Below are 25,900 nucleotides of genomic sequence, written 5' to 3'. Positions count from 1 at the left end.
AAAAATACCTTATAAGTTTTATTTATTAATTATTTTAATACATCCTTTTTCTTTAAATAATATTTATATATTTAGCGGATAGTGATTAGAGGAAAATTATTTTTATTAAGCCATTGACTCCAACTAATCTTAAAATCATTATTTTGTTCTTTTACATATTCATAAAATTTAGTAAAGAAGTCTAAACGCTCTTTTGAAGGGAAGGAAAGTATAGATTTTTCCTTGATTCCAGAGAGAGTTAATTGTCTATTTATTATTTCATCAAGAGTAGCATTATTATAGTTTTTCATTATATCATACATAATCATAAAAGTTGTTGTTCTTCCTATTCCTTCCTTACAATGGAAATGTAGCCATGAATCTTTTGGCATTGAATTTACATATTGAACAAAAAAATCTACCATTTCGTAAGTAGGAAGCTTCCCATCAGTTACTGGAATTCTAACATAATTCATAGAATTAGCTTTTACTAATTGATTTTCAGAAAGAACTTTCTCGGGGATAACAGTTAGCTTAGGGTCATTAAAAAATTGTATTGGAGTTCCTAAGGTAATACTGTTTAAAAGCTTTCTTTCAGTATCAATAACTTCTGTTCTGGTTAAACCTAAGTTGGCATTATTTTTTTCGCCTTTCCAACTAACAGGATATTCATTAATAAATCCATGAGATTCTTGCCTTAAATCTACAATTGTTATAGGTAAAGTGGTTTTAATTGAAGTAACTAAAAGTGAAAGGTTATTAGGAGAAAATTGTTGACTTCCTGAAATATTGAGAGTATCTAAACCTTTCATATTAATATTAGATAGGTTTTTTAATCTTTCTAAATCAGATGTTGTTCTAAAATTATTTGGAAGATTATTAATATTTTTAGTATCTAAAACTAAATGTACATCATTATCTTCTGCTGAAACAACTAAAGTATTACTAATAAAAAAGCTAGTAAAAATACTTAATAATAAAAAAATAATAAGTGCGTTTTTCTTAAAATGTTTAAACACAGTAAAATCACCTCAACATATTTTGTAATAAATAATAACTTTAGTATTTCATTAAACAATTTGTTATATGTATTAAAATATGATTTAAGAGATAAATTTTCAATAATATAGCCAAATAAAATAAGCTTTGTGTATAATAATCATAATAAGTTAAGTGAAGGAGTGTTATTTTTGAGTCAAATCTTAAAATCTATAAGTGAAGATGAATTTAAAAATAAAATAAAAATAAGATTTAATAATATATTAGATGGATTTGATAGATATTCAAACGGGCTTTTAGAATATAATGGGGATAATGATTCTTTTAAAATAAAAGAGGGATGTTTTATTAATTTCTTTAATGAAGCATTAGAGCTTAATAAGGGAAAAGTAATAATAGACTTATACATAAAAAACTTAGAAGATGAGAGTTTAGCAAGGCTTTTAGAGGGGTTAGATGAAAGGGATAAAAATATTTTGATAGATAATATCAATAAACAGGAAATAAAAAGTGTTTATTTTGAGCTTCATAATAAAGACTTAATGTCCTTTATAACTAGATTAAATACTAGAGAATTATTCTTTTGCACCATATATTTTATGGAAAAGCCTATGACTATATGGGGAAATTATAATTTGAGTTTTCCTATGTTTTTTGAGGAAAATAATATGCTAGAAATATATAGAGATTTAGCTAAAAAGCATAATTTAGATGTAAGGGGAATAGTATTAAAGTAAGCAATTAATTTTGAGGGAATATATGAAGCTTCTTAATAAATTAGTTATTACTTTCTTTATAACAATATCAGTTATTATTTGTTCATATTTCTTTATGCCTATTAAACTAGAGGCTGCATTTAATATGTTAATAGAAAATCCAGAATATATAGTTGTTACAGAAAAGAAAAATGATTCGGAATTTAATAGTTATAAAATAGAAGATGAAAATGATATAGCAAATATATATGATGATATTAAGGAAATAAAAATAGTTAAACCTTTTAAAAATCCAGTGATTTTAAATGAGTATAATATATATATGGGAGATGATTATATAAGCTTATCATTAAGTGAAGAATTTATTAAGGTTAATGATGAAACTTTTAGGATAATAGATTCTGGTGATAATTATAAAGAATTACTAAGAGAAATAAAAGAAAGTTTTCTTAATTAAGAGAAAAAGAGAGGAGTTTACTACTCACTCTCTTTTTTATGTATTATTTAACTTCAAATATCCATCCTTCAGGAGCTTCTACATCTCCAAATTGCATTCCAGATAAAAGATCATAAAGTTTTTTAGTAATAGGACCAACTTCAGTTTCGCTATGGAAAACATGAAGTTTATTCTTATATTCTATTCCTCCTATTGGAGTTATTACAGCGGCTGTACCACAAGCGCCAGCCTCAGCGAATTCATCTAAGTTATCTATTAAAACATCTCTTTCTGATACAGGCATTTTTAAATAATCTTTAGCTATTTGCATTAAAGAGTATTTTGTTATACTTGGTAAAATTGATTCTGAATATGGAGTAACAAACTCACCTTTCTTTGTTATTCCAAAGAAGTTTGCAGCTCCAACTTCCTCAATTTTAGTGTGAGTTGCTGGGTCTAAATATATACAATCAGCAAATCCTTTTTTTGCAGCTATTTCATGAGCCTTTAAGCTTGCTGCGTAATTTCCACCAACTTTAGCGGCACCAGTTCCTTTAGGAGCAGCTCTATCATAATCTGCAATCATAAAGTTTACAGGCTTCATTCCACCTTTAAAATAAGCACCAACTGGAAGGCAGAATACTGAAAATATAAATTCAGGAGCAGATTTAACACCTATATTATCACCAACACCTATCATGAAAGGTCTTATATAAAGAGTTGCACCAGTACCGTATGGAGGTACAAATCTTTCATTAGCCTTGACAACTTGCATACAAGCATCTATGAATTTTTCAACTGGTATTTCAGGCATTAAAAGTTTATCACATGATTTATTCATTCTCTTAGCATTTTCATCTACTCTAAAAAGTTGAATCTTTCCATCCTTTGTTCTATAAGCTTTTAAACCTTCAAAACATTGTTGGCCATAGTGAAGGGCAGTTGAAGCTTCACTTATGCTTAATTTGTTGTCTGTAACTAATTTTCCTTCATCCCATTTACCATCTTTATAGTGAGATATGTAACGATAATCTGTTTTCATATAAGAGAAGCCTAGATTATTCCAATCAATAGCTGTCTTTTTATCCATAGTTTAACACTCCTATCAAAATTTAATACTTTTTAATTTTATCATTTTATTTTAAAAAATGAAAGATTAAAATTTAAAAATTGCAAATTAAAATTATTTTAATGTTAAGTTTAAATGATATAAATATTAAAATAATACAAAAAATTAATATTTATTACTAGGTTTAGTATATAAAATTGAAAAGAAATTTATGATATAATGAAAGAAAAAGCAAATGGAAAAGGGAGACGGGTATGGAGAAGTTTTATGAATTAAGTATAAGTGGCGAAGAATCAAATCTACATAAGATGATAGTGCCAGCTATGATTATTTCCTTGTTTTTAGCAGCAGGAATATTTATTTTTACAGGGCTAATACCTGCTTTGATATTTTTAATATTAATATGTTTGCCTCTTTTTATAGCTAAAAGGTTAACAATGGTTGAATATGACTATGAATTTACTGATGGAGAACTTGAAATAAGTGCTATTTATGAGAGAGTTAGAAGAAAAGTAAAGGGTAACATAAATTTAAGAGAGGTTGAAATTATTGCACCTTTAGGAAATAGTGAATTAAATAGATATTCTAATGTAAAAGTAAAGAAATGTTATAACAATATTCAAGAAGGAAAAAAGGTTTATGTAATTGTAGTTAGATGGGAAACTAAAATGGTTGCATATGAAGTTTTAATAGATCAAAAAATGCTTGATTTATTCTTTTTTTCAAATCCACAAAAGGTTATTAGATAATAAAAAAAGGTAGCTTTATTAAATAAAGTTACCTTTTTTATTTTTAAGATTAAATTAAAAGTATAAATAAGTTTTATGTAATTAAGTAAGCAGATATAAAAATAATACTATATTGGAATTTAAATAACTAAAATTTTAGTATAATATCTTAAAAATTAATAATAATAAATTGTAATAAAAAAATGTTATTATGATTAAAGTGACTTGGTATCTATAGTTAGTTATGTATAATAATTTTGAAAAAAAGAAGGTTTATAAATATTTTTAATGTTAAAAATATTTATTTATAATATAAGTCTTGTTAAAATTATCAATTTATTAAATATTAAAGATTATTATTTAATAAATGGTACTTTATGCTATAATATAAAATAAGATTTAATTAAGAAAATATTTTCCTAGAATATTAGCTTAAAGCTATAACTTTTAAATAATATAGTCAATGTAAAAGCTATAGTGAACATAAAAAAGGGGGCATTAAAATGGAAGTAAAAAAATATGTAGATAATTTAATGGAAGATTTAAAGAAAAATAACCCTGGAGAAAGTGAGTTCTTAGCTGCTGCAGAAGAAGTGTTATACTCTTTAGTACCTGTCTTAGAAAAGAATCCTAAGTATATGGAAGAGGGAATATTAGAAAGAATTGTTGAACCAGAGAGAGTTATAATGTTTAGAGTTCCTTGGGTTGACGATGCTGGAAATGTAAGAGTTAACAGAGGATATAGAGTACAATTTAATAGTGCTATAGGACCATATAAGGGAGGATTAAGATTCCATCCTTCAGTTAATTTAAGCATAATAAAATTTTTAGGATTTGAGCAAATATTTAAGAATTCTTTAACTACTCTTCCTATTGGAGGAGGAAAAGGAGGATCTAACTTTGATCCTAAGGGAAAATCAGATAGAGAGATAATGAGATTTTGCCAAAGCTTTATGAGTGAACTTTATAGACATATAGGACCTAATACAGATGTTCCTGCAGGAGATATTGGGGTTGGAGGAAGAGAAATAGGCTATATGTTTGGTCAATATAAAAAACTTAAAAATTCAGTAGATGCGGGAGTTTTAACTGGTAAGGGATTAACTTATGGTGGTAGCTTAGCTAGAAAAGAAGCAACTGGATATGGTTTAGTATATTTTGTAGATGAAATGTTAAGAGATAACGGTCAAACAATAGAAGGAAAAACTGTTGTAATCTCAGGTTCAGGAAATGTTGCAATATATGCCACTGAAAAAGTTCAAGAGCTTGGAGGAAAGGTTGTTGCACTTTCAGATTCATCAGGTTATGTATATGATGAAAATGGAATAGATTTAGAGGTTGTAAAAGAAATCAAAGAAGTAAAAAGAGGAAGAATTTCTGAATATGTAAATTATGTTAAAACTGCTAAGTTTACTGAGGGATGCAGAGGAATTTGGAATGTTAAATGTGATATAGCACTTCCTTGTGCTACTCAAAATGAAATAGATAAAAGCAGTGCAAAAACTTTAATTGATAATGGAGTAATTGCTGTAGGAGAAGGAGCAAATATGCCTTCAACTTTAGAAGCTCAAAAACTTTTTGTGGATAATAAAATTTTATTTGCACCAGCAAAAGCTGCCAATGCAGGTGGAGTAGCAACATCAGCTTTAGAAATGAGTCAAAATAGTTTAAGAATGTCTTGGACTTTTGAAGAGGTTGATGCAAAACTTAAAGACATAATGAAAAATATATACTATAATTCTAGAAATGCAGCTTCTGAATATGGTCATGATGGAAATCTAATAGTTGGAGCTAATATTGCAGGATTTAAAAAGGTTGCAGATGCTATGTTAGACCATGGTATTATATAAGAAATACTTTTAAAATAGTTGTTATTTTAAGTATTATATATTTTATAAAGTTTGATATTTAAATTAAAGCTAAACTTTATAGAATAATAAAATAGAGAATATTATTGTTTTAAGAAGAAACTATATTGAATCTTTAAAAATAAAGCTTATAGATTTATCTAGTAATTAGTAAAATATATTAATAAGTTTTATTTAAAGTTTATTTTCATATAGTTTCTTCTGTTTTTTTCTTTTTACTTATGATATATTAAAGGATGTTATGTCAATAATTTATGTTAAATCATAATTTATTTAGAAAGGAAAATAAGTATGGCAAAGATAACTAGTAGAAATAATGATTTCTTAAAAATGCATAGAAATTCAACTTCTCCTAAGGTATATTCTTTATTGATAGAACTTATAAATGAAGATAGAGAAGACTTAGCTAATGAAGTTATAAAAATAGATTATTTAGTTGATTATTTTAATACATGTATCAAAAAAAGAGATAAAAGAGAAGGTAAGGAAACTTTAGAAAGAATAAATTTAAGACTTTCTAAGTTGAAGAAGGAAGGCGTAGATACTTCTCATTTTGAAACTCTTTGTGAGAATATATTAAAAAACAATAAGATTAAACTTTAGAGTTAAAGAAGGATGGGATGCTAATGGATAAATTTTTAAAGTTAGGATTAAGTGAAGAGGTTTTAAAATCTTTAGTAGGATTAGGAATAGAGGAGCCAACAGATATTCAGGAAAAAGCTATACCTGAAATTTTAAAAGGTAAAAATGTAATAGGAAAAGCTGAAACAGGAACAGGAAAAACTTTAGCATATTTACTTCCTATAATAGAAAAGATTGATGATTCAAAAAATGAGATGCAAGCTATTATTCTTTCACCAACTCATGAATTAGGAGTTCAGATAAACAATGTTTTAAATGATCTTAAAAGAGGACTTGGAAAAAAGATAACTTCAACAACTTTAGTTGGAAGCGGAAATATAAAGAGACAAATGGAGAAGCTTAAAAATAAGCCTCATATACTTGTTGGAACTACAGGGAGAATTTTAGAGCTTATAAATAAGAAAAAAATAACAACTAATACTATAAAAACAATAGTTATTGACGAAGGTGATAAACTATTAGATTTTATAAACATAAAAGATGTGAAAAGTGTTGTTAAATCTTGTCCAAGGGATACTCAAAAGCTTATATTCTCAGCTACAATGAATGAAAAAGCCTTAGAAACTGCAGATGAATTAATAGGAACTAGTGAGCTTATTCAAGCAAAAGCTGCAAACAAGGTTAATGAAAATATAGAACATGGATATTTTCAAGTAGAATTAAGAGATAAAATAGACTTTTTAAGAAAGCTTATACATGCTATAGGGGATGAGAAAAAAATAATAGTTTTTATAAATAATAGCTATAATGTACATAATGTAATTCAAAAGTTAAAATATAATAAAATAGAGGCAGTTTCTCTTCATGGAAGTGATAATAAAATGGAGAGAAAGAAGGCACTTCAAGATTTTAGAAGTGGAAAAGCCAAGGTTTTAATAACTTCAGATGTATCAGCTAGAGGGCTAGATATTAAGGGAGCTACACATATAGTTAACTTAGATATTCCTATGAATTCTCAAAACTACTTACATAGGGTAGGACGTGTAGGAAGAGCTGGAGAAAAAGGCTTTGCATACTCTTTAGCAGATTATAAAGAAGAAAAAATAATAGTAAAATGTGAAAGACAATTAAAAATAAAAATTCCTAGAGTTTATTTATATGAAGGAAAGATACATGAAACAGAGGTAAAAAAGGTTCCTTCAAATAAAAACAATAGTAAAAAGAAAAGCAATTTACCTAAAAAGGTATATAAAAAAAGATAATTAAATATATATTTTAAGGCATCAAAGAATCCATTTCTTTTGATGCTTTTTTTATTTAAATAGTAGTTTTTATCTATTATTAATTTGATTTTAATTAAGATGATTTTAGAAGAAAATTATTTAATTATAAAAAATAATCTTTAAAAGTTACTAAAGGATTAACAATATTCCAAAATTATTGGAGGGGATTAGGTTATAGGATATAATAGCTTTAACATAATAAATATGTATGTTAGGGAGTGAATATAGGGATGAAAAAGTTTTTAATAAGTGTCTTAGCCTCAGTTATGATAGGGGCTACATTAACCTCTTGTGGAGCTAAAGATAATAATGGAACAAATGTTGAACAAAGTGATATAAAAATGTCTATGAGTGCTTCAGATATGACAAATAAACTTGTAGATGCTGGCATGGTTATAATGCCTATGCCTGTAGATGATCAAATGGCTAAGGAACTTTATCATTTAAATTTAGATGATGTAGAGGAATATGGAATTTCTGAGACTGGAAGATCACCAGGAAATGCCTTAATTATTATTGCAAAAGCTAAGGAGGGAAAAGTAGAATCAGTAAAAGCGTCTTTAGATAAGGTTCTAGAAGATAAGATTGGAAAAGCTTTTTATCCAGAGGAAAAAGAGATTGCAGAGTCTTCAGAGGTTAAGGTTAAGGGAAATTATGTTTCACTATTTATATTACCACAAGACCAATTAGAAGAAGCAAATAAGATATACGAAGGGGAATTCAAATAAAGGTTAATTCCTATTTAAAGAAATAATAAATTAATAGTTTGATTTTTAAACTTGCTATGCTTAGGGAAAGGGGAAATTTTTATATTTTTCTGTAAGTATTAGCAAGTTTAACTAATTTATTTATTATTTTAAAATACATATTTTAGATTAGAAGGTATTTAGAGAGAAAGATAATAAAAAAGAGACTATTAAAGTCTCTTAGAAATATAAAATTGAATTTTGAGGATATTTAAAATGGTATTTAGCAGTATTATGTTTATATTTAGATTTTTACCAATAATGTTTATAATATACTACCTAACTCCAAATAAATTTAAAAATTTATCTCTATTAATATTAAGTTTAGTATTTTACTCATGGGGAGAACCAAAGTATTTTATTATAATGCTTTTATCCATAGGAGTAGATTATTCAATAAGTATTTTTATTGAAAAATATAAGAAGAAAAAAATAATCACTAAGGTACTTTTATTTTGCTCTCTTATATTTAATTTAGGTATGCTCATATTATTTAAATATTTGAATTTCTTTATTGAAAATATAAATTTAGTTCTTGGGACTTCTTTATCATTAATATATTTAACCTTACCTCTAGGAATAAGTTTTTATACCTTTCAGACTATGTCATATACCATTGATGTATATAGAGGAAAGATAAAGGCTGAAAGAAATATAATAAACTTTGGGGCTTATGTATGTCTTTTTCCACAGCTTATAGCAGGTCCCATAGTAAAATATTCAGACATAAAAAATGAACTTAAAAATAGGAAAATTAAAGTTAATCAAGTTGAAGAAGGAATTACTGAATTTATAATAGGAATGGGCAAGAAGGTTTTAATAGCTAATAATATAGGTCTTCTATGGAATGAGATTCAAGAACTTGGAATAAGTTACGTGTCAACTCCTTTATTATGGCTTGGTGTAATAGCATTTTCTTTTCAGATTTATTTTGATTTTAGTGGATATTCCTCTATGGCCATAGGACTTGGAAAGATGCTTGGATTTGATTTTCCTGAAAATTTTAATTTCCCATATATATCAAGAAGTATTACTGAGTTTTGGAGGAGATGGCATATTACCCTTGGCGCTTGGTTTAAGGAATATGTTTATATTCCTATGGGAGGGAATAGATTAGGGAAAAATAGGACAATATTAAATCTTTTTATTGTATGGTTTTTAACTGGTTTTTGGCATGGAGCAAAATATAATTTTATAATATGGGGATTATATTTTTTCTTTCTTATTGTTATAGAAAAAGTTTTTTTAATGAATTATTTAAATAAATATAAGATTTTTTCTCATATATATGCAATAGTTTTTATAGTTTTTGGGTGGGCACTTTTTTCCTTTGAGGATTTACTTAGTATAAAGTATTTATTTAGAATGAATTTTTCTTTAGATTTTATTTATTATTTAAGAAACTATTTTTTAGTTATTATAATAGCTATTTTAGGATCTACAAAGTTAATAAATAATATTTATGAGAGATTCATAAAGAAAAATAAATCTTTAGAATGCTTAGTATTAATGATGGTGTTTATATTATCAGTAGCATATTTAGTGGATTCTACTTATAATCCATTTCTTTATTTTAGATTTTAGAAAGGAAATATTTTATGAAAAAGCATCCAATTGTTTATATGTTTTTTTCTTTTATAATGATTTTAACCTTTTTCGATATTGTAAAGAAAGGTAATAGTTTTTCAGAATTAGAAAATAGGAATCTTGCAAGGAAACCTATATTTTCAATAAGTTCTTTTGTAGAGGGAAAATACAGAGATAAATATGAAGAGTATATAAATGATAATTTTATTTTTAGAAATCAGTGGATAAACTTAAAATCCATAAGTGAGTACACCTTAGGAAAGTTAGAAAATAACAATATAATTTATGGAAAAGAAAACTATATGTTTGAAAAGAATATTTCTTATGATAAGGAGAGATTTAAAAATAACATAAATTCCATAAATAGATTTATTGATATATATGAGGGCAAGGTTACTACTATGATAGTTCCAAATTCATATACCATTTATGAAGAATATATTCCATGGGGAATAAACCTTTTAAATCAAGAGAATCTTATAAATGAAGTTTATAGGGCAAATTCTAAAGATAGAAATATAGATTTAGTGAGTTTATTTAAGAAAAATAAAGAGGAATATATATATTATAAAACTGATCACCATTGGACAAGTTATGGGGCATATTTAGCATATAAAGCTTATATTGAAAGCTTAGGAGAAAAACCTATTGATTTAAATAGTTTAAAAAAGAATGAAGCTACAGGATTTTATGGAACATATTTTTCAAAGGCTAAACTTTTCAGTGCAGAAAGTGATATTTTAACTTATTATGATATAGATAATATTACTATGAATATACAGGAGAAAATTTTTGAAAGTTTATATGATTATGATAAGTTAAATACTAGGGATAAGTACTCAGTATTTATTAGAGGAAATAATGGACTTACTATTATAGAAAATAAAAATATAAAGTTAGGAAAAAAATTATTGATATTTAAAGATTCCTTTGCTAATTCTATGATTCCATTTTTAAGTAAAAACTTTCAGGAAATTCATGCGGTTGATCTTAGGAGTTTTTCATGGAAAGTAAGTGAATATATGAAAAATACGAATTTTGATGAGATATTAATATTATATAATATGGAAAATTTTTTGAGAGATATAAATATTACTAGGATAAAATATTAAATTTGATGTGACATTGTTTGACAATATTCTTGTTTTTTGAGAAAATTAAATTGTTATTTTAGTTTTAGAGAGGTAATAAAATTGAATATAAAAAAATTAGTTATAAGATATGCTTTTCTCTCCTTAATACTAATACTAATTCAAGGCAAAAATGTTTTTGCTTTAGGAGAATCAGAAGTAAGATTCAACAATTTAACATTAAAGGACGGATTATCCCAATCTACTGTAAATAAGATAATTCAAGATAATAAAGGGTATATGTGGTTTGGGACATCAGATGGATTAAATAAATACAATGGACATGAGTTTGTTATTTTTAGAGAATTAGTAAATGATAAAAAGAGTATTAATTCAAGTTTTATATCAGCTCTAATAGAATATGACAATGATAATATTCTTGTTGGAACTAGCAAGGGTATAAGCAAAATAAATGTAATAACAAATGAAGTAAGTAGAATGTTTGAGGATGAAGAGGGAAAAAGCAAGCTATCAAATAATAATATATGGGATATATTAAAGCATAGTGATGGAACTATTTGGATAGCTACTAGAAAAGGGTTAAATATTTATAATCCTAAAACAGGTGATATGTATCAAATTTTTAAAGATACAGAACCTAAGGGATTAAAAAGCAATGTAGTTACTTCTTTATGTGAGGATAAATACGGAAATGTATGGGTTGGAACAAGCGAAGGTTTAAGTGTAATTAATACAAAGACTAAGGAGATTCAACCTATAAATGATATATTAGATAATGATAATTCGGCAATTTCTAATATTTATAGAGATAGAGATGATAATATATGGATAGTAACAGATAATCATATTATGTTAGTATCAAGCAATTATAAAGATATTACTTATTTTGATAAAGAATTAGAGTCTTTTAAAATATCTCCAGATAGTGTAAATGCCATTTATGAAGATAAATATAATAATTTATGGATATCAACTCAAAATGGATTATTAGAATATAATAAAGAAAATAAAAAAATGCATCTTTTTGAAAGCAGGTATTATGATGATACTAGTTTAGTTAACGATAATGTATTAACTGCATATGAAGATAGAAGTGGATTGCTTTGGTTTGGTACTTATAATGGAATAAGTTTATTAAATCCTAAGCAGCCTTTTAAGCATTATAGAAGAGAGCCTGATAAGGAAAATACTATTAGTGATAATAGTATGAGTGGAATTTATAAAGATTCTGATGGAATGTTATGGCTTGGAACTAACTCAGCAGGATTGAATAAATTAAATACTATGACTGGGGAAGTTACAAATTTTTATAGTAATAATAGTGATGAAAATACCTTAAGTAGTAATGTAGTTTGGCAAATATGTGAAGCTGATAAAGATAATTTGTGGGTTGCAACTCAAGGTGGAGTTAACAAGATAAATAAAAAAAGTGGAAATGTTGAAAGATTAAAGTATCCAGATAATATGAGAGAACGAAATAAAATGGATGCTAGAAATGTTTTTGTGGACAAGGATGGATTATTGTGGATAGGAGCAAGAGGTGGATTACAATCCTATGATGATAAAACAGGAACTTTCACTGATTATTCCAATGTTTTTAAGGCTGTAGGTATAGTTGAGAATGCTGTAACAAGTATTTCACAAGATGAAGAGGGATTTTTATGGATTACTATAGGTATTGATGGTGGTGTAGTAAAGTTTGATAAGGATAAGGGCGTACTAAAAAGCTATTTAAATAATAGTTTTGATAGCAATAGTCTTATAAATAATGGAGTGCGTTGCTTAGAAAAAGATTCAAAGGGAAATGTTTGGATTGGAACTGAAGCGGGATTAAGTAAACTAGATCCTAAAACTGATAAATTTACTAACTATACTGTTGTAAATGGATTAGCTAATAATTTTATATATGGAATACTTATAGACGAAGAAGACAATCTTTGGATAAGTACAAATGATGGTCTATCTAGATTTGATCAAAAAACAAATAAGTTTATAAATTATACTGCCATGGATGGGCTACAAAGTAATGAGTTTAACGGCAGATCTTATTTTAAAAGTAAAGATGGAGAAATGTTTTTTGGTGGAATAAATGGGGTAACTGCATTTTATCCTAAGGACGTTTTAAAATTATCAGACAATAGAAATAAGAGCAAAGTAGTAATAGATGAAATTAAGGTTAATAATAAAACTTATCCATACTATGGGGGAACTCTTAGCTTAAAATATAATGAAAATAATATATCCATTGATTTCTTTTTGCCAGATTATTTAAATACAACAAAAACTACTTATGAGTATAAGTTAGAAGGTGTTGATGAAGAGTGGACTTTTGCTAATAAAAGAAATAATGCTAATTATGCTACCTTAGATTCTGGAACATATAAGGTTTTAATTAGAGCCAGGGATAACCATGGAGATTTAACTCCAGTGACTGCTCTAGACTTAAAGATTGCGCCACCACCATGGCGTACACCAACGGCTTATTTAATATATTTTTCAAGTGCAGTAATAGTTATTTTCTTAATGTGGAGTTATGTAACTGCCTTAGAGAAAACTGTTAAGAAAAGAGCTGAGCAACTTAAAAAAGAGGCTAAGGAAAAAGAAAAACTTTATATAGAAAAAGAGAAGCTTTATAAAGAAGCAGCGGATCTTAAAGATGAGATGATAAAAAGGCAAAAATTCAAAAATGATTATTTCGTAAATCTTTCACATGAGCTTAGAACTCCATTAAATGTGATATTAGCTACAGTACAGCTAATAAAACTAAAGAATAAGGAAGATTGCTTAGGAAAATATCAAGTGGAAGATTATACTAATACTCTTAGAAATAATGCTGATCATTTGCTTAAGATAATAAATGATATAATAGATTCATCTAAAATAGAGTCAGGTGCATATAAATTGAATATAGAAAAGCAGGATATAGTTTCTTTAGTTGAGGATACGGCTTTAAGTTTAAAAGCTTATATTGAAGAAAATAATTTAGATATTATAATAGATCCTGAAATAGAAGAATTAGATGTAGAATGTGATAAAAATGAGATTGAAAGATGTGTTATAAACCTTTTATCTAATGCTATAAAATATACTCATGGATATGGTACAATTGAAGTTTTCATAAGAGAGTGTGAAAATGAAACTGTAGAAATTGCTATAAAAGATACTGGAGTTGGAATATCTAAGGAGCAACAAAAGATTATATTTGATAGATTTGTACAAGCTGATAGCATATCTAAAAAACAATATAGAAGTAGTGGTATAGGCTTAACATTGGTAAAAAGTATAATAGAACTTCACCATGGTACAATAAGAGTAGAAAGTGAACTTAATAAAGGAAGTACTTTTATAATCACATTACCTATAAGACAAGAGAAAAGTAAATAACTAATTTTAAAAAAGAGAGTATATTAAGAGAACTTTAATAAAACTTACAAACAAGGTAAAGATTTAATCTTCCTAATAAGTTTGTAAGTTTTATTTAAAGCTATCTTGGTAAGCTCTCTTTTAAATTTTGTATTATTTTTAGGGGGAATTTTAAAGTGGAATTAATCATAAGCTTTAGATAAGGAATATTATTTAGGGAGAAAAATATGCTTGATTTAAAAAGGTGTGCAATAAAAATGGCTTCAAATATAAAGGTAGTTGATAGTAAAAGGGGAAAAGTTACATTAAAGAATGATTTAATATTAAGAGGATTAAGAAATAACTGTGAATATGAAGAGCTTATTAAAGAAGCAATAATGACAATGAAGGAAATAAATAAGGTTGAATTCTTTTATGAAAAATTAAATTTAGTAATTTCTTATGATTGCACAGTTACCTCTGAAAAGAAAGTGGTAATTTGGATAAAGTCAATAATAGAAATAATTCTTGATAATTATGAAGAATTAAAAAGTATTGTGGAAAAGAATAATAAAGAAGAATTGATAAATTTTATTTTACCTGAACTTAAAAAGGAAATTAATTTAAATAAATATAAGGTAAAGTAACTTTGAAAATATGGGAATATATAATGATTTAAATAAGTATTATAATGTGGTAAAATATTTAATACTAGGGAAAGTTTTAGTATGAGGAGGGTAGCCTATAAGAATGGTTTTCTTATAGGTTTTTTTTATTAAAGGAGGAGTTAATGAAATATAAATTAAGTAAATTATTTATTGTTAAATCTATTATTCTTAGATTTTTAATTTTTTCACTTTTATATTTAGGTTTAAGCTTAGGATTTTATAGATTAAAAAGTTTTAGTAGCTTTAACCAATTAAATGGAATTATGGATAATACTTTATGGGTTTTACAATTATTAATTACAGTTATATTTATTATATCAGTATTAATATGTCCAATAATTAAGTATTTTACGTGGTCTTATTTTATATTTAGTGATTTTATTGAGATTAGATATGGAGTGTTATTTAAAAGGTATATATGTATAAAAAGGAATAATATAAAATACATAAATGTATGCGAAAATCCAATAGATATGATTTTAAGAATAAAGAGCATAAATATTTATACTGCCGGAGGGAAAGTTAGTATTCCAGCAATTAATAAGGAGCAGGTAGAATTTTTCAATTATATAGTTCAGGAGAGAGTTTAGGGGTGAAAAATGAATTTTTATAAAAAAAATCATTGGTGTAAAATTTTTATAACCTTTTTTAAGCTTATGAAAAATACTTGGCCAGTAATAATATTTTTAGCTTTGAAATTCAATGATTATATTGTGGAAATAACCTCTATTTCTATAGTGTTAATTTTAATTTTTTCTGTGGTGAAATGGTTTAATACAAGTATTTTAATTGAAGAAAATTTTTTAATATACAGAGAAGGGGCTCTACTTAAGGAAGAAATGGTGATTCCCTTAAGGAGCATATCCTTAATAGAGCTTGAAAGAAATATAATCTATAGAATTTTTAAGCTTAGAAAGATAAAGATTGATAGTGTATATCCTTCTTCAAAGAAAAATGCAGAAATAATAATGGTATTAAAAAAGAAAGATTTAGAATCCCTTTATGGAAACTTAAGTTATAGGATGAGGAATTTAATACATGATGAAAGAGAAATAAATCAAACCTTAGTCTATAACATATCAGCTGTTCATTTGATTTTACTTTCAATGCTTAGAAACAACATATTATTAGGAATAGGGGTTTTATATTCAAGCATACATTTTATGAGTAAGATATACAAGGGATTAAATCAAGAATTAATCAGTTTTTTCAAGAATGTTATTGAGGAAAATGTAATATCTAGAGATACAATATTAGCAATATTTTTATCAGCACTTTTTTTATTTAGTATTTTATTATTAATAGTATTGATATTTTCTGTCTTAGCAATATTATCTAAGTATTATAAGTTCACAATATATAGGAATAATAATTATTTAAAAGTTGAGTATGGATTAATAACAAGAAGAAGCTATTCAATTCCAATGGAAAGCATACATGCAGTAAAAATAGAGCAAAATATTATAAATCAAATATTTAAGTTCTATACTATAAAATGCTGTGTAGTTGGATATGGAAATAGTATTAAGGAAGATGAACTTATATTTCCTTTATGTAATGAAAAGGGATATAGAGATATATTAAAAAACCTTATTCCTGAGTTTATATTTGAAGGGAAAGTGTACAGGCCAGAAAAGAAAGATTTAAGAAGATTTTTCACAATTCCAATACAAGTTGCGCTATATTCTAGTATAGGATTTTTTTTATTAACTAATGAGATATGGCCTCTTTTAATAAGCGTGCCTGTAGTTATTATTGAGAGAACTTTGCTATATAAAAATACTAAAATAGGTTTTGGAAAGGATTTATATTATGTTAGCTATAAATCTCTTAATAGAAGACAAATTTTTATAAAAAGATCTAGTATGGAAGAAATAAGAGTAACATCAAATCCACTTCAAATAAGAAAAAAGCTTGGTAATTTTAAGCTAAGATTTTATTCCCAAAAGAAACTTGATTGGATTAAATTAAAAAACTTAAAATTAGAGATTTATGATGAACTAAAGAAATGGGCCTAATAAAAATATAGGATTTTATTTGTTAAGTAAATATATTTAAGGTAGTATATTATTAGAGATATTACATATATGTAGTATCATGAAAGGATGATTTTATTGAAGAAATTAGTACTAGCAGAAAAACCTAGTGTAGGTAGAGAAATTGCCAAGGTTTTAAAATGCAATAATAATAAAGGAAGTTATATTGAAGGAAAGGATTATGTAATAACTTGGGCTTTAGGCCATTTAGTAGAATTACAATCTCCAGAAGATTATGATAACAAGCTTAAAACATGGTCTATGGAAACTCTTCCAATGCTTCCTAAGCATATGAAACTTAAGGTTATTAAAAAAGCCACTAAGCAATTTTATGAAGTTAAAAAGCAAATGGAAAGAAAAGATATAGATGAAATAATAATAGCCACAGATGCTGGAAGAGAAGGGGAGCTCGTAGCACGTTGGATAATAGAAAAAGCCCATGTTAAAAAGCATATAAAGAGACTTTGGATATCCTCTCAAACAGATAAAGCTATCTTAGATGGATTTAAAAATCTTAAACCAGGAGAAAATTACGATAATTTGTATAAGGCTGCCCAGTGTAGAGCAGAGGCTGACTGGTTAGTTGGTTTAAATGTTACTAGGGCTTTAACTTGTAAATATAATGCTCAGCTTTCAGCAGGAAGGGTTCAATCACCTACCTTAGCAATGATAGTTCAAAGAGAAGAGGATATTAAAAATTTTAAACCAAAAGAGTATAGTACTATTTTAATAGAAACAGATAAATGTAATTTCACATGGATAAATAAGGATAATAATTCAAGAATATTTAAAAATGATTTTAAAGAAAAAGTTGTTGCCCATTTAAATGAGAAGAAAATAGGAAAAATAGTTAATATAAATGAAAGTAATAAAAAGAAATTTTCTCCTCAACTATATGATTTAACTGAGCTTCAAAGAGATTGTAATAAAATTTTTGGATATTCAGCAAAACAGACCCTTAATATAATGCAAAGATTATATGAAAACCATAAACTTCTTACATATCCAAGAACTGATTCAAGATATATTTCAAAGGACATAGTTTCTACTATTCCAGAAAGATTAAAAGCTGTAGCTACAGGAGAATTTAGAATTATAGCAAATGATTTATTAAAAAATCCTATAAAAGCAAACAAAAGTTTTGTAGATGACAATAAGGTTTCTGATCACCATGCTATAATTCCAACGGAGGAAAAAGGAAACCTAGCTAATTTAAGTTCTGATGAGAGAAGAGTTTATGAGCTTGTAGTTAAGAGATTTCTAAGTGTATTAATGCCTCCATTTGAATATATTCAAACAACTTTAACTGGTGAAGTTAATGGAGAAAAATTAATTGCAAAGGGAAAAGTAGTTAAAGCTAAAGGATGGAAGAAGCTTTATGATAGAGAAGTTGATGATGAGGGAGAAGAGGATATAAAAGAACAAGAACTTCCTAAATTAAAAGAGGGCGATGAATTTAAAGTTCTTAAGGTTAATGTTAAAAAAGGAGAAACAAAGCCACCAGCAAGATTTAATGAAGGAACTTTATTATCTGCTATGGAAAATCCTCAAAAATTTATATCAGTAGATAAATCTTCAGCAAAGACTTTAGGAGAAACTGGAGGACTTGGTACTGTTGCAACTAGAGCAGATATTATAGAAAAATTATTTAATTCCTTTGTAATAGAAAAGAGAGGAAAGGAAATAATTCCAACTTCTAAGGGAAAACAACTTATAGATTTAGTACCAAAGGATTTAAAGTCACCACTTTTAACAGCTAATTGGGAAGAGATGTTAGAGAGAATAAGTAAAGGAAAAGGTGATTCTAAGAAATTTATAAAAGATATAAGAAACTATACTGTTGCTTTAGTTGAGGATGTTAAGCTTGGAGAAAGTAAATTTCATCATGATAACTTAACAGGGAAAAAATGTCCTCAGTGTGGTAAGTATATGCTTGAGGTAAAAGGCAAAAATGGAACAATGAATGTTTGCCAAGATAGAGAGTGTGGATATAGAGAAAATATATCTAGAATAACTAATGCTAGATGTCCTGAGTGTAAGAAAAAGCTAGAGCTTAGGGGACATGGAGAAGGTAAAATATATGTTTGCCCGGGAGTAAATTGTAACTTTAGAGAAAAAGAATCTCAATTTAAAAAGAGATTTGAGAAAAATAACAAAACAAATAAAAGAGAAGTAAATAAAATAATGCAAAAGATGAAAAAGGAAGCAAATGAAGATGTAAATAATCCTTTTGCTGATCTTTTAAGTGGTCTTAAATTTGACTAATTAAATTTTAAAAACCATATCAAATTTACCTAATAAAATTTATAAAATCTGATAAAAATATATTTATTTAAGAGTCATAAATTTTATTTTAGAGTTTGATATGGTTCTTTATTTTTATAATATAAAATTAGGTTGTAAATAATTAGAAAATAAAATTTGTTACAATAAATTGTTATTTTGTATATAAAAAATTAATATAAACAAGTTAATGTTATTATAAGTATATATTTTATGAAGATTATTTAAAGGGTACTTTATTATACTAAGTAGAAAAAATTATGGTTATTTGAATTTGAGATTTAGGAGGGGCAAATGAGGGGTAAAAAAATATGTAAATCCTTAGAGGGAGATGGAGTTTTAAGTTATTCTGTAAAAGAAAGATTTTTTAGTGATTTAAAAGAATTTGTAGATATAAGTGAAGATATTAATAAGATTAAAAATCTAAAGGAATTTACTATTGTTATAAAATTTAGAAGCAATATAAATAGTGGGGATAAAACTTTATTTAGCATATTAAATTCAACAAAAAACTCTAGTGAATTGGTTTTAAGATTAAGTGATGGAAAGTTAAATCTTTATATAAGGGAAAATCATAATTTACTTTGTCATATAAAATCAGCAAAAAAATATGGTGATAATTCTTGGCACATAGTAATTATGTCCTTAGGAGATTGGGGAATAAAACTATATGTTGATGGTAATGAAGTAGGGTATTTAAAGAGTCCTATTAATCTTAGTATGATTACAGAACTTAATTCTATGAATATAGGAAGAGCTTTAGATAATAAAGGAGAAGGTATAAGGCATTTTCATGGGGATATAGATTACTTAGATTTATATGACAGATGCTTAAGTAGAGAAGAAGTAAAGGAATTAAGTAAACAAGAAGTAAAAATTGGATATGATATTCCTTTTATAGATTTATCAAAGGATAAGGATAGACAGGTTTTAGTTGATAAAGAAGAAGGAGTTTACTTAGGACATCCATCAACAGTTCTAATGGATGATAAGAAAACCATGTATGTTGTTTATCCAAAGGGACATGGTGTAGGACCAATAGTTCTTAAGAAAAGCGAGGATTCAGGATTAACTTGGAGTGAAAGATTAGAAACACCAGTAAGCTGGAATAATAGTGAGGAAACTCCTATTATATATAAAATAAAGAAGCCAAATGGTATAAGTAGAATTGAAATGATATCTGGAATGCCAAGAGGTGGAGAAAAGGGATTTAGAACCTCATATTCAGATGACTGTGGAAAAACATGGAGTGAATTTAAACATTATTTTCCTACAGGTAAATATGGAGGAATAGTTGCTCACGCTAGTTTAACTAGGCTTAAGAATAAAAAGGGAGATATGGATAATAAGTGGCTTGGAATTTTTCATGATCTTAATTATAATAACTGGAAAACTTATTTAAGCTTTGATGAAAGTGGAGAAGAGGTTTGGACAGAGCCAGTTAGGCTTTTAGAAGAGCATAACTTAATAGAAAAGACTGCACAGTTATGTGAAATTGAAGTATTACGTTCTCCTGATGGAAATCAATTAGCTTTAATAGCTAGATCACAAGGTAAGAAAAACAATTCTATGATTGCATTTTCCAATGATGAAGGTGAAACTTGGACTGAGCCTTTAGAACTTCAAGGAGCTTTAATGGGAGAAAGACATAAAGCAACTTATGATCCTATATCAGGAAGACTACTAATAACTTTTAGAGAAATAATAAGAGATTCAAAGAAAACAGGAGATAAAAATGACTGGGTAGCTGGTCACTGGGTTGCTTGGGTAGGAACCTATGATGATTTAGTTCATAATAGAGAAGGGCAATATAGAATAAGACTTATGGAAGATTTTACTCCTACTGAAAAATCAGGAGATTGTGGATATGCAGGAAACGAAGTTTTAGATGATGGAACTTTTGTATTAACTTCCTATGGCTATTGGGAAAAAGATTATAACAAGCCATATATAAAAAGCTTAAGAGTAACTTTAAAGGAAATTGATGAAATAGTTAGAGAGATGGTATAGATTATTGTTTATGAAAAAAATAATATAAATAATTTTAAATTTATTTAACTCTATTCATTTAATAACTTATTTACATTAAATAAGCAAAAAAGGATAGAGTTACTTTTTTATAAAATAATATAAATTTTTCTTTTGAGTATACTATTTGTATAGAGAAATATGTTATTTAAAAACTTAATATTAATATTAAAAAAGTACATAAAATAAAACTATTCTGTAATAAAAAACTTACCATTTCAAAAGTGAAATTTTTATATAATAAAATAAATTAAGTTGTGTTTTGGAGGTATTATGAGTAAGGAGACTTTGAGCAAAAGAAAAAAGAAGAATTTAGAGAAAAAATATATACGAAGAAGAATTGGGGTAGTATTAATTGCTATAGTTGCTTTAGTCTTTTTAGGGACAAGAATTGCTTTAAATCATAAAGTTGAAGTAGCTAAGGGCAATACAGGTGATGAAGGTGAAAATAAAGAATTAGTGATGGAAGAAGCTACAGTTGAGCTTCCACAATATAAATCAACAGATATTGTTCCAGGTAGAAATGTTACTTTTGATGGTAAAAATTATGCTGTTAATGTAAAAGATGTAAGTAAAATGGTAGAAGGTTCTTATGAAGGAAATGAAAAATATGTCTTTCTTACCTTTGATGATGGACCAAGTCCACTTACAGAACAAGTTTTAGATATATTAAAAAATGAAAATGTAAAGGGGACTTTTTTTATGTTAGGTTCTAGACTAGACTCTGGACAAGCACCTAAGGAGAGTTTAAAAAGAGCCATAGAAGAGGGGAATGCTATAGCCAATCACAGTTATAGTCACAATTTTAAAAAGCTTTATCCAGGAAATATAACAGATGTTAATTATTTTATGGATGAATTTAAAAGAACAAATGATATAATGAGGGATGTTCTTGGTGTTGAGTTTGATACAAATGTTTTAAGAATGCCAGGAGGGTATAATAGTAGAGTATATTATAAGGATAGAAATTTAGAAGAGTTAAATAATAATTTAGAGAGTAATAAAATAGTAAGTATAGATTGGAATGCTTTAAATGGTGATGCAGAAGGAAAACCTTATACCTTAAATGAAATGATTGATTATGTAAAAAGAACATCAAGGGGAAAAAATCAAGTAGTTTTACTTATGCATGATACCTTTGGAAAAGAAAAGACAGTAAAAGTATTACCTGAAATAATAAAATATTATAAAGAAGAAGGGTATGAGTTTAAAACCATAAGTGATGCTAATGTATAAAATTAAGAGAGCGTGTATTGAAATAAAAGTTTCAACACACGCTCTTTTTATTACTTAGTTTCTAAATATTCATCATATGTGCAAACTTTATCAAATTTAATTCCTTCTGGAGTTAATTCTATGATTCTGTTTGCTATAGTTTCAACAAATTGGTGGTCGTGACAAGCAAATAATAATACGCTCTTATAATCTGCTAAACCATTGTTTACTGCTGTTATTGATTCTAAGTCTAAGTGGTTAGTTGGTTGATCTAAAGTTAAAACGTTAGCTGAGCTAAGCATTAATTTAGAAAGCATACATCTAACCTTTTCTCCTCCTGATAATACAGAAGCTTGTTTAAGAGCTTCTTCACCTGAGAATAACATTCTTCCTAAGAATCCTCTTAAGTAAGATTCAGATTTTTCATCAGAGAATTGTCTAAGCCAATCAACTAAGTTTAATTCGCAATTCTCAAAGAATTCAGTGTTATCTTTAGGGAAGTAAGCATTAGTTATAGTTACACCCCACTTATAATCTCCTGAATCTGGTTCCATTTCTCCATTTATTATTTTAAATAAAGTAGTTATTGATCTTTCATTTCCGACAAAGGCAATCTTATCATCTTTGTTAACTCTGAAACTTACATTGTCTAGAAGTTTAACTCCATCAACAGTTTTTGATATTCCATTAACCTCTAGAATGTCGTTTCCAACTTCTCTTTCAGGCTTAAATCCAACGAAAGGATATTTTCTGCTTGAAGGTTGAATATCATCTAAAGTAATCTTATCTAATAACTTCTTACGAGAAGTAGCTTGCTTAGATTTAGAAGCATTAGCACTGAATCTAGCAATGAAGTTTTGAAGTTCTTTAATTTTTTCTTCTTTTTTCTTGTTTTGGTCTTTAGCCATTTGAAGAGCAAGTTGACTTGATTCATACCAGAAATCATAGTTACCAACGTATAATTTGATTTTTCCAAAGTCAACATCACATATTTGTGTACAAACCATGTTTAAGAAATGTCTATCATGGGATACAACTATAACTGTACCTTCAAAGTTTCCTAAGAAGTTTTCAAGCCAAGTGATAGCTTTTATGTCTAAGTGGTTTGTAGGCTCGTCAAGGATAAGTACATCTGGCTTACCAAATAAGGCTTGAGCTAAAAGAACTTTAACCTTCTCATCACCTTTAAGGTCTCTAACATGGCTATAGTGAAGCTCAGTACCTATTCCTAAGCCTTGAAGTAATGAAGAAGCTTCTGATTCTGCTTCCCATCCATCTAAATCTGCAAATTCTGCTTCAAGTTCAGCAGCTTTTATTCCATCTTCATCAGAAAAATCAGGCTTTGCATATAAAGCATCTTTTTCTTCCATTATTTCAAATAATCTTGGATTTCCCATTATAACTGTTTTTAAAACTTCACAATCATCATATTGATAATGATCCTGTTTTAAAACAGAAACTCTAGTTTTAGCAGGAATTGAAACTTCTCCTGTATTAGGTTCTATTTCACCAGCTAATATTTTTAAAAATGTAGATTTACCAGCACCATTTGCGCCAATAACCCCATAGCAATTTCCAGGAGTAAACTTTAAGTTAACATCTTCAAAAAGTTTTCTTCCACCAAATCTTAAGCTTACATTATTTACTGTAATCATTAAGTTCTGTCCTTTCTTCTTTAAATTTTAATAATTTGTTAATGCAAAAAAACTATTTTTATGCACATGAATACTTATTATAACATAAAATGCGACAAAAAAATATTGAATTATTATGAACGGTATGCTATATTTTATATAAACTTTTAATTTAGACCTGAGAGTCTAGAAAAGGGAGGATAATAATATGACAGAATCTGTACAAAATAAAGAGGTAGAACTACTAGAAGTCATAGGAGTAGAGGACAAGTTACCTCTAAAAAAAGCAATTCCTTTAAGTGTCCAACATTTATTTGCAATGTTTGGATCATCAGTCTTAGTACCAATTCTTTTAAATATTGATCCAGCAACGGTCTTATTCTTTAATGGAATAGGAACTTTATTATATGCTTTCATAACAAAAAGAAAAATTCCAGCATATTTAGGATCGAGTTTTGCATTTATATCACCAGTATTACTTTTAATGGGAGAGGGATATTCCTTCACTGAAGTACAAAGTGGCTTTGTAGTATCAGGATTATTGTTTGCTACCATAGCAATCATTGTGGGTTTTGTAGGAACAGGATGGATTAGAAAATTATTTCCACCAGCTTCTATGGGGGCTATAGTAACAATAATAGGATTAGAGTTAGCACCAACAGCAGCAGATATGGCTGGTTTCCCAGTAGGCTTATCAAATTCTAAGGTTTTAAATCCAACATGGGTATTAGTTTCAATGATTACAATAATAACTGTAATTTTAGCTTCAGTATTATTAAGAGGATTTTTAAAGGTAATACCTATATTAATAGGTATAGTTACTGGATATTTAGTTAGTTGTTTTTTAGGACTAGTAGATTTTACACAAGTAAAAGAGGCAAGCCTCTTTGTATTGCCACAAATACATATAGCTAAACCAAGTTTAAATGCAATTTTAACAATTTTACCTGCAACCTTTGTAGTAGTTGCAGAGCATGTTGGCCATTTAGTAGTAACAAGTAGCATAGTTGGAAAAGATTTATCTAAAGATCCTGGACTTAATAGATCACTTTTAGGAGATGGTTTATCAACTATGATATCTGGATTTTTTGGATCAGTTCCTACTACAACTTATGGTGAAAATATCGGAGTAATGGCATTAACAAAGGTTTATAGTTCCTACGTAATTTGTGGAGCTGGGGTTTTATCTGTAATCTTAGGATTTTCAGGAAGCTTATCAGCTTTAATAAGAAGCATACCAACACCGGTAATAGGGGGAGTTAGTTTGCTTTTATTTGGTACTATAGCTACCTCAGGATTAAGAACTTTCATAGAAGAGAAAGTTGATTATTCAAAATCAAAAAACTTAATATTAACATCAGTTACAATGATAGTTGGTTTAAGTAATATAGCAGTAAGATTTGGTGCAATAGAAATTAAAGGAATGGGACTTGCTACTATAGTTGCTATGATTTTAAGTATATCATTTATGATATTTGATAAATTAGGTTTAATGAATGAAAAATAAATATTAATTAAAAAGCTAGATTCTATTAAGAGATTTAAATGAAAGATAAAGTATTAAATTTTTATGAAAGTTTCTTTGGATTTTAATAGAATTTAGCTTATTT

General features: G+C 27.2%; 20 protein-coding genes. 17 read left to right on the top strand and 3 right to left on the bottom strand.

Features of this window, described 5'->3' with window-relative positions:
- Positions 1-71: 71 nt before the first annotated feature.
- The gene (locus CPF_RS08615) at positions 72-998 is read right to left on the bottom strand and encodes a fused DSP-PTPase phosphatase/NAD kinase-like protein (protein WP_011590872.1); all 927 of its coding nucleotides are present in this window, start codon (positions 996-998) and stop codon (positions 72-74) included.
- Positions 999-1,169: 171 nt separating this feature from the next.
- On the opposite strand from CPF_RS08615, the gene CPF_RS08610 reads away from it, so the two are divergent.
- Together CPF_RS08610 and CPF_RS08605 are read left to right on the top strand one after the other, a co-directional pair.
- On the top strand, positions 1,170-1,715 hold the full coding sequence (locus CPF_RS08610; protein ID WP_041702707.1) for a hypothetical protein: 546 nt from the start codon (positions 1,170-1,172) through the stop codon (positions 1,713-1,715).
- A 22-nt stretch (positions 1,716-1,737) separates the two neighbouring features.
- Positions 1,738-2,151: a hypothetical protein gene (locus CPF_RS08605; RefSeq protein WP_003455913.1), complete on the top strand. Its 414-nt coding sequence runs from the start codon at positions 1,738-1,740 to the stop codon at positions 2,149-2,151.
- A 43-nt stretch (positions 2,152-2,194) separates the two neighbouring features.
- Here CPF_RS08605 and CPF_RS08600 read toward each other — a convergent pair whose 3' ends face one another.
- Positions 2,195-3,220: a branched-chain amino acid aminotransferase gene (locus CPF_RS08600; protein ID WP_003456091.1), complete on the bottom strand. Its 1,026-nt coding sequence runs from the start codon at positions 3,218-3,220 to the stop codon at positions 2,195-2,197.
- Positions 3,221-3,453: 233 nt separating this feature from the next.
- Here CPF_RS08600 and CPF_RS08595 point away from each other — a divergent pair, with 233 nt between their 5' ends.
- The 14 genes from CPF_RS08595 (at position 3,454) to CPF_RS08530 (ending at position 22,677) form a co-directional block, all read left to right on the top strand.
- Positions 3,454-3,948: a hypothetical protein gene (locus tag CPF_RS08595; RefSeq protein ID WP_011590870.1), complete on the top strand. Its 495-nt coding sequence runs from the start codon at positions 3,454-3,456 to the stop codon at positions 3,946-3,948.
- A gap of 482 nt (positions 3,949-4,430) precedes the next feature.
- Positions 4,431-5,777, top strand: coding sequence for an NADP-specific glutamate dehydrogenase (gene gdhA / locus CPF_RS08590; protein WP_003474084.1), 1,347 nt, complete (start codon positions 4,431-4,433; stop codon positions 5,775-5,777).
- 309 nt (positions 5,778-6,086) lie between these two features.
- Complete coding sequence (locus CPF_RS08585) at positions 6,087-6,398, top strand: hypothetical protein (protein ID WP_003452013.1); 312 nt, start codon at positions 6,087-6,089, stop codon at positions 6,396-6,398.
- Positions 6,399-6,421: 23 nt separating this feature from the next.
- Complete coding sequence (locus CPF_RS08580; protein ID WP_003481632.1) at positions 6,422-7,639, top strand: DEAD/DEAH box helicase; 1,218 nt, start codon at positions 6,422-6,424, stop codon at positions 7,637-7,639.
- Positions 7,640-7,890: 251 nt separating this feature from the next.
- Positions 7,891-8,388, top strand: a complete 498-nt coding sequence (locus CPF_RS08575) for a DUF4358 domain-containing protein (RefSeq protein ID WP_003478097.1) — start codon at positions 7,891-7,893, stop codon at positions 8,386-8,388.
- 234 nt (positions 8,389-8,622) lie between these two features.
- Positions 8,623-9,990, top strand: coding sequence for an MBOAT family O-acyltransferase (locus CPF_RS08570; protein ID WP_011590869.1), 1,368 nt, complete (start codon positions 8,623-8,625; stop codon positions 9,988-9,990).
- Positions 9,991-10,004: 14 nt separating this feature from the next.
- A complete protein-coding gene (locus CPF_RS08565; RefSeq protein ID WP_011590868.1) occupies positions 10,005-11,105 on the top strand; it encodes a DHHW family protein in 1,101 nt (366 codons plus the stop codon).
- Between the two features lie 81 nt (positions 11,106-11,186).
- A complete protein-coding gene (locus CPF_RS08560) occupies positions 11,187-14,468 on the top strand; it encodes a ligand-binding sensor domain-containing protein (RefSeq protein WP_011590867.1) in 3,282 nt (1,093 codons plus the stop codon).
- A 206-nt stretch (positions 14,469-14,674) separates the two neighbouring features.
- The gene (locus CPF_RS08555; protein WP_003455939.1) at positions 14,675-15,073 is read left to right on the top strand and encodes a hypothetical protein; all 399 of its coding nucleotides are present in this window, start codon (positions 14,675-14,677) and stop codon (positions 15,071-15,073) included.
- A gap of 143 nt (positions 15,074-15,216) precedes the next feature.
- Positions 15,217-15,684 carry a PH domain-containing protein gene (locus tag CPF_RS08550; protein WP_003456094.1) on the top strand — a complete coding sequence of 156 codons (468 nt, stop codon included), beginning with the start codon at positions 15,217-15,219 and terminating at the stop codon, positions 15,682-15,684.
- A 9-nt stretch (positions 15,685-15,693) separates the two neighbouring features.
- Entirely contained in the window at positions 15,694-17,112 is a 1,419-nt protein-coding gene (locus CPF_RS08545; protein WP_011590865.1) for a PH domain-containing protein, read from the top strand.
- A 96-nt stretch (positions 17,113-17,208) separates the two neighbouring features.
- Positions 17,209-19,395 (top strand): DNA topoisomerase III, encoded by a 2,187-nt coding sequence (locus tag CPF_RS08540; protein WP_080503689.1) that lies wholly within the window; start codon positions 17,209-17,211, stop codon positions 19,393-19,395.
- Positions 19,396-19,707: 312 nt separating this feature from the next.
- Complete coding sequence (locus tag CPF_RS08535; protein WP_003456009.1) at positions 19,708-21,423, top strand: sialidase family protein; 1,716 nt, start codon at positions 19,708-19,710, stop codon at positions 21,421-21,423.
- Between the two features lie 291 nt (positions 21,424-21,714).
- Positions 21,715-22,677 (top strand): polysaccharide deacetylase family protein, encoded by a 963-nt coding sequence (locus tag CPF_RS08530; protein WP_003455997.1) that lies wholly within the window; start codon positions 21,715-21,717, stop codon positions 22,675-22,677.
- Between the two features lie 50 nt (positions 22,678-22,727).
- Here the strand turns inward: CPF_RS08530 and CPF_RS08525 are convergent, their stop codons facing one another.
- Complete coding sequence (locus tag CPF_RS08525) at positions 22,728-24,311, bottom strand: ABC-F family ATP-binding cassette domain-containing protein (protein WP_003456099.1); 1,584 nt, start codon at positions 24,309-24,311, stop codon at positions 22,728-22,730.
- Between the two features lie 187 nt (positions 24,312-24,498).
- Between CPF_RS08525 and uraA the strand changes: the two genes are divergently transcribed.
- The gene (gene uraA, locus CPF_RS08520) at positions 24,499-25,797 is read left to right on the top strand and encodes a uracil permease (RefSeq protein ID WP_003455941.1); all 1,299 of its coding nucleotides are present in this window, start codon (positions 24,499-24,501) and stop codon (positions 25,795-25,797) included.
- Positions 25,798-25,900 lie beyond the last annotated feature (103 nt).

The organism is Clostridium perfringens ATCC 13124 (genome assembly GCF_000013285.1).
Lineage (GTDB): Bacteria > Bacillota > Clostridia > Clostridiales > Clostridiaceae > Sarcina > Sarcina perfringens.
This window is presented reverse-complemented; position numbering and strand designations above follow the sequence as displayed.

Bases quoted from the DNA above. Each gene is read 5' to 3' on its own strand.
- CPF_RS08605 (WP_003455913.1), top strand. From the start codon at position 1,738: ATGAAGCTTCTTAATAAATTAGTTATTACTTTCTTTATAACAATATCA.
- CPF_RS08600 (WP_003456091.1), bottom strand. From the start codon at position 3,220: ATGGATAAAAAGACAGCTATTGATTGGAATAATCTAGGCTTCTCTTAT.
- CPF_RS08595 (WP_011590870.1), top strand. From the start codon at position 3,454: ATGGAGAAGTTTTATGAATTAAGTATAAGTGGCGAAGAATCAAATCTA.
- gdhA (WP_003474084.1), top strand. From the start codon at position 4,431: ATGGAAGTAAAAAAATATGTAGATAATTTAATGGAAGATTTAAAGAAA.
- CPF_RS08585 (WP_003452013.1), top strand. From the start codon at position 6,087: ATGGCAAAGATAACTAGTAGAAATAATGATTTCTTAAAAATGCATAGA.
- CPF_RS08580 (WP_003481632.1), top strand. From the start codon at position 6,422: ATGGATAAATTTTTAAAGTTAGGATTAAGTGAAGAGGTTTTAAAATCT.
- CPF_RS08575 (WP_003478097.1), top strand. From the start codon at position 7,891: ATGAAAAAGTTTTTAATAAGTGTCTTAGCCTCAGTTATGATAGGGGCT.
- CPF_RS08570 (WP_011590869.1), top strand. From the start codon at position 8,623: ATGGTATTTAGCAGTATTATGTTTATATTTAGATTTTTACCAATAATG.
- CPF_RS08565 (WP_011590868.1), top strand. From the start codon at position 10,005: ATGAAAAAGCATCCAATTGTTTATATGTTTTTTTCTTTTATAATGATT.
- CPF_RS08555 (WP_003455939.1), top strand. From the start codon at position 14,675: ATGCTTGATTTAAAAAGGTGTGCAATAAAAATGGCTTCAAATATAAAG.
- CPF_RS08550 (WP_003456094.1), top strand. From the start codon at position 15,217: ATGAAATATAAATTAAGTAAATTATTTATTGTTAAATCTATTATTCTT.
- CPF_RS08545 (WP_011590865.1), top strand. From the start codon at position 15,694: ATGAATTTTTATAAAAAAAATCATTGGTGTAAAATTTTTATAACCTTT.
- CPF_RS08535 (WP_003456009.1), top strand. From the start codon at position 19,708: ATGAGGGGTAAAAAAATATGTAAATCCTTAGAGGGAGATGGAGTTTTA.
- CPF_RS08530 (WP_003455997.1), top strand. From the start codon at position 21,715: ATGAGTAAGGAGACTTTGAGCAAAAGAAAAAAGAAGAATTTAGAGAAA.
- CPF_RS08525 (WP_003456099.1), bottom strand. From the start codon at position 24,311: ATGATTACAGTAAATAATGTAAGCTTAAGATTTGGTGGAAGAAAACTT.
- uraA (WP_003455941.1), top strand. From the start codon at position 24,499: ATGACAGAATCTGTACAAAATAAAGAGGTAGAACTACTAGAAGTCATA.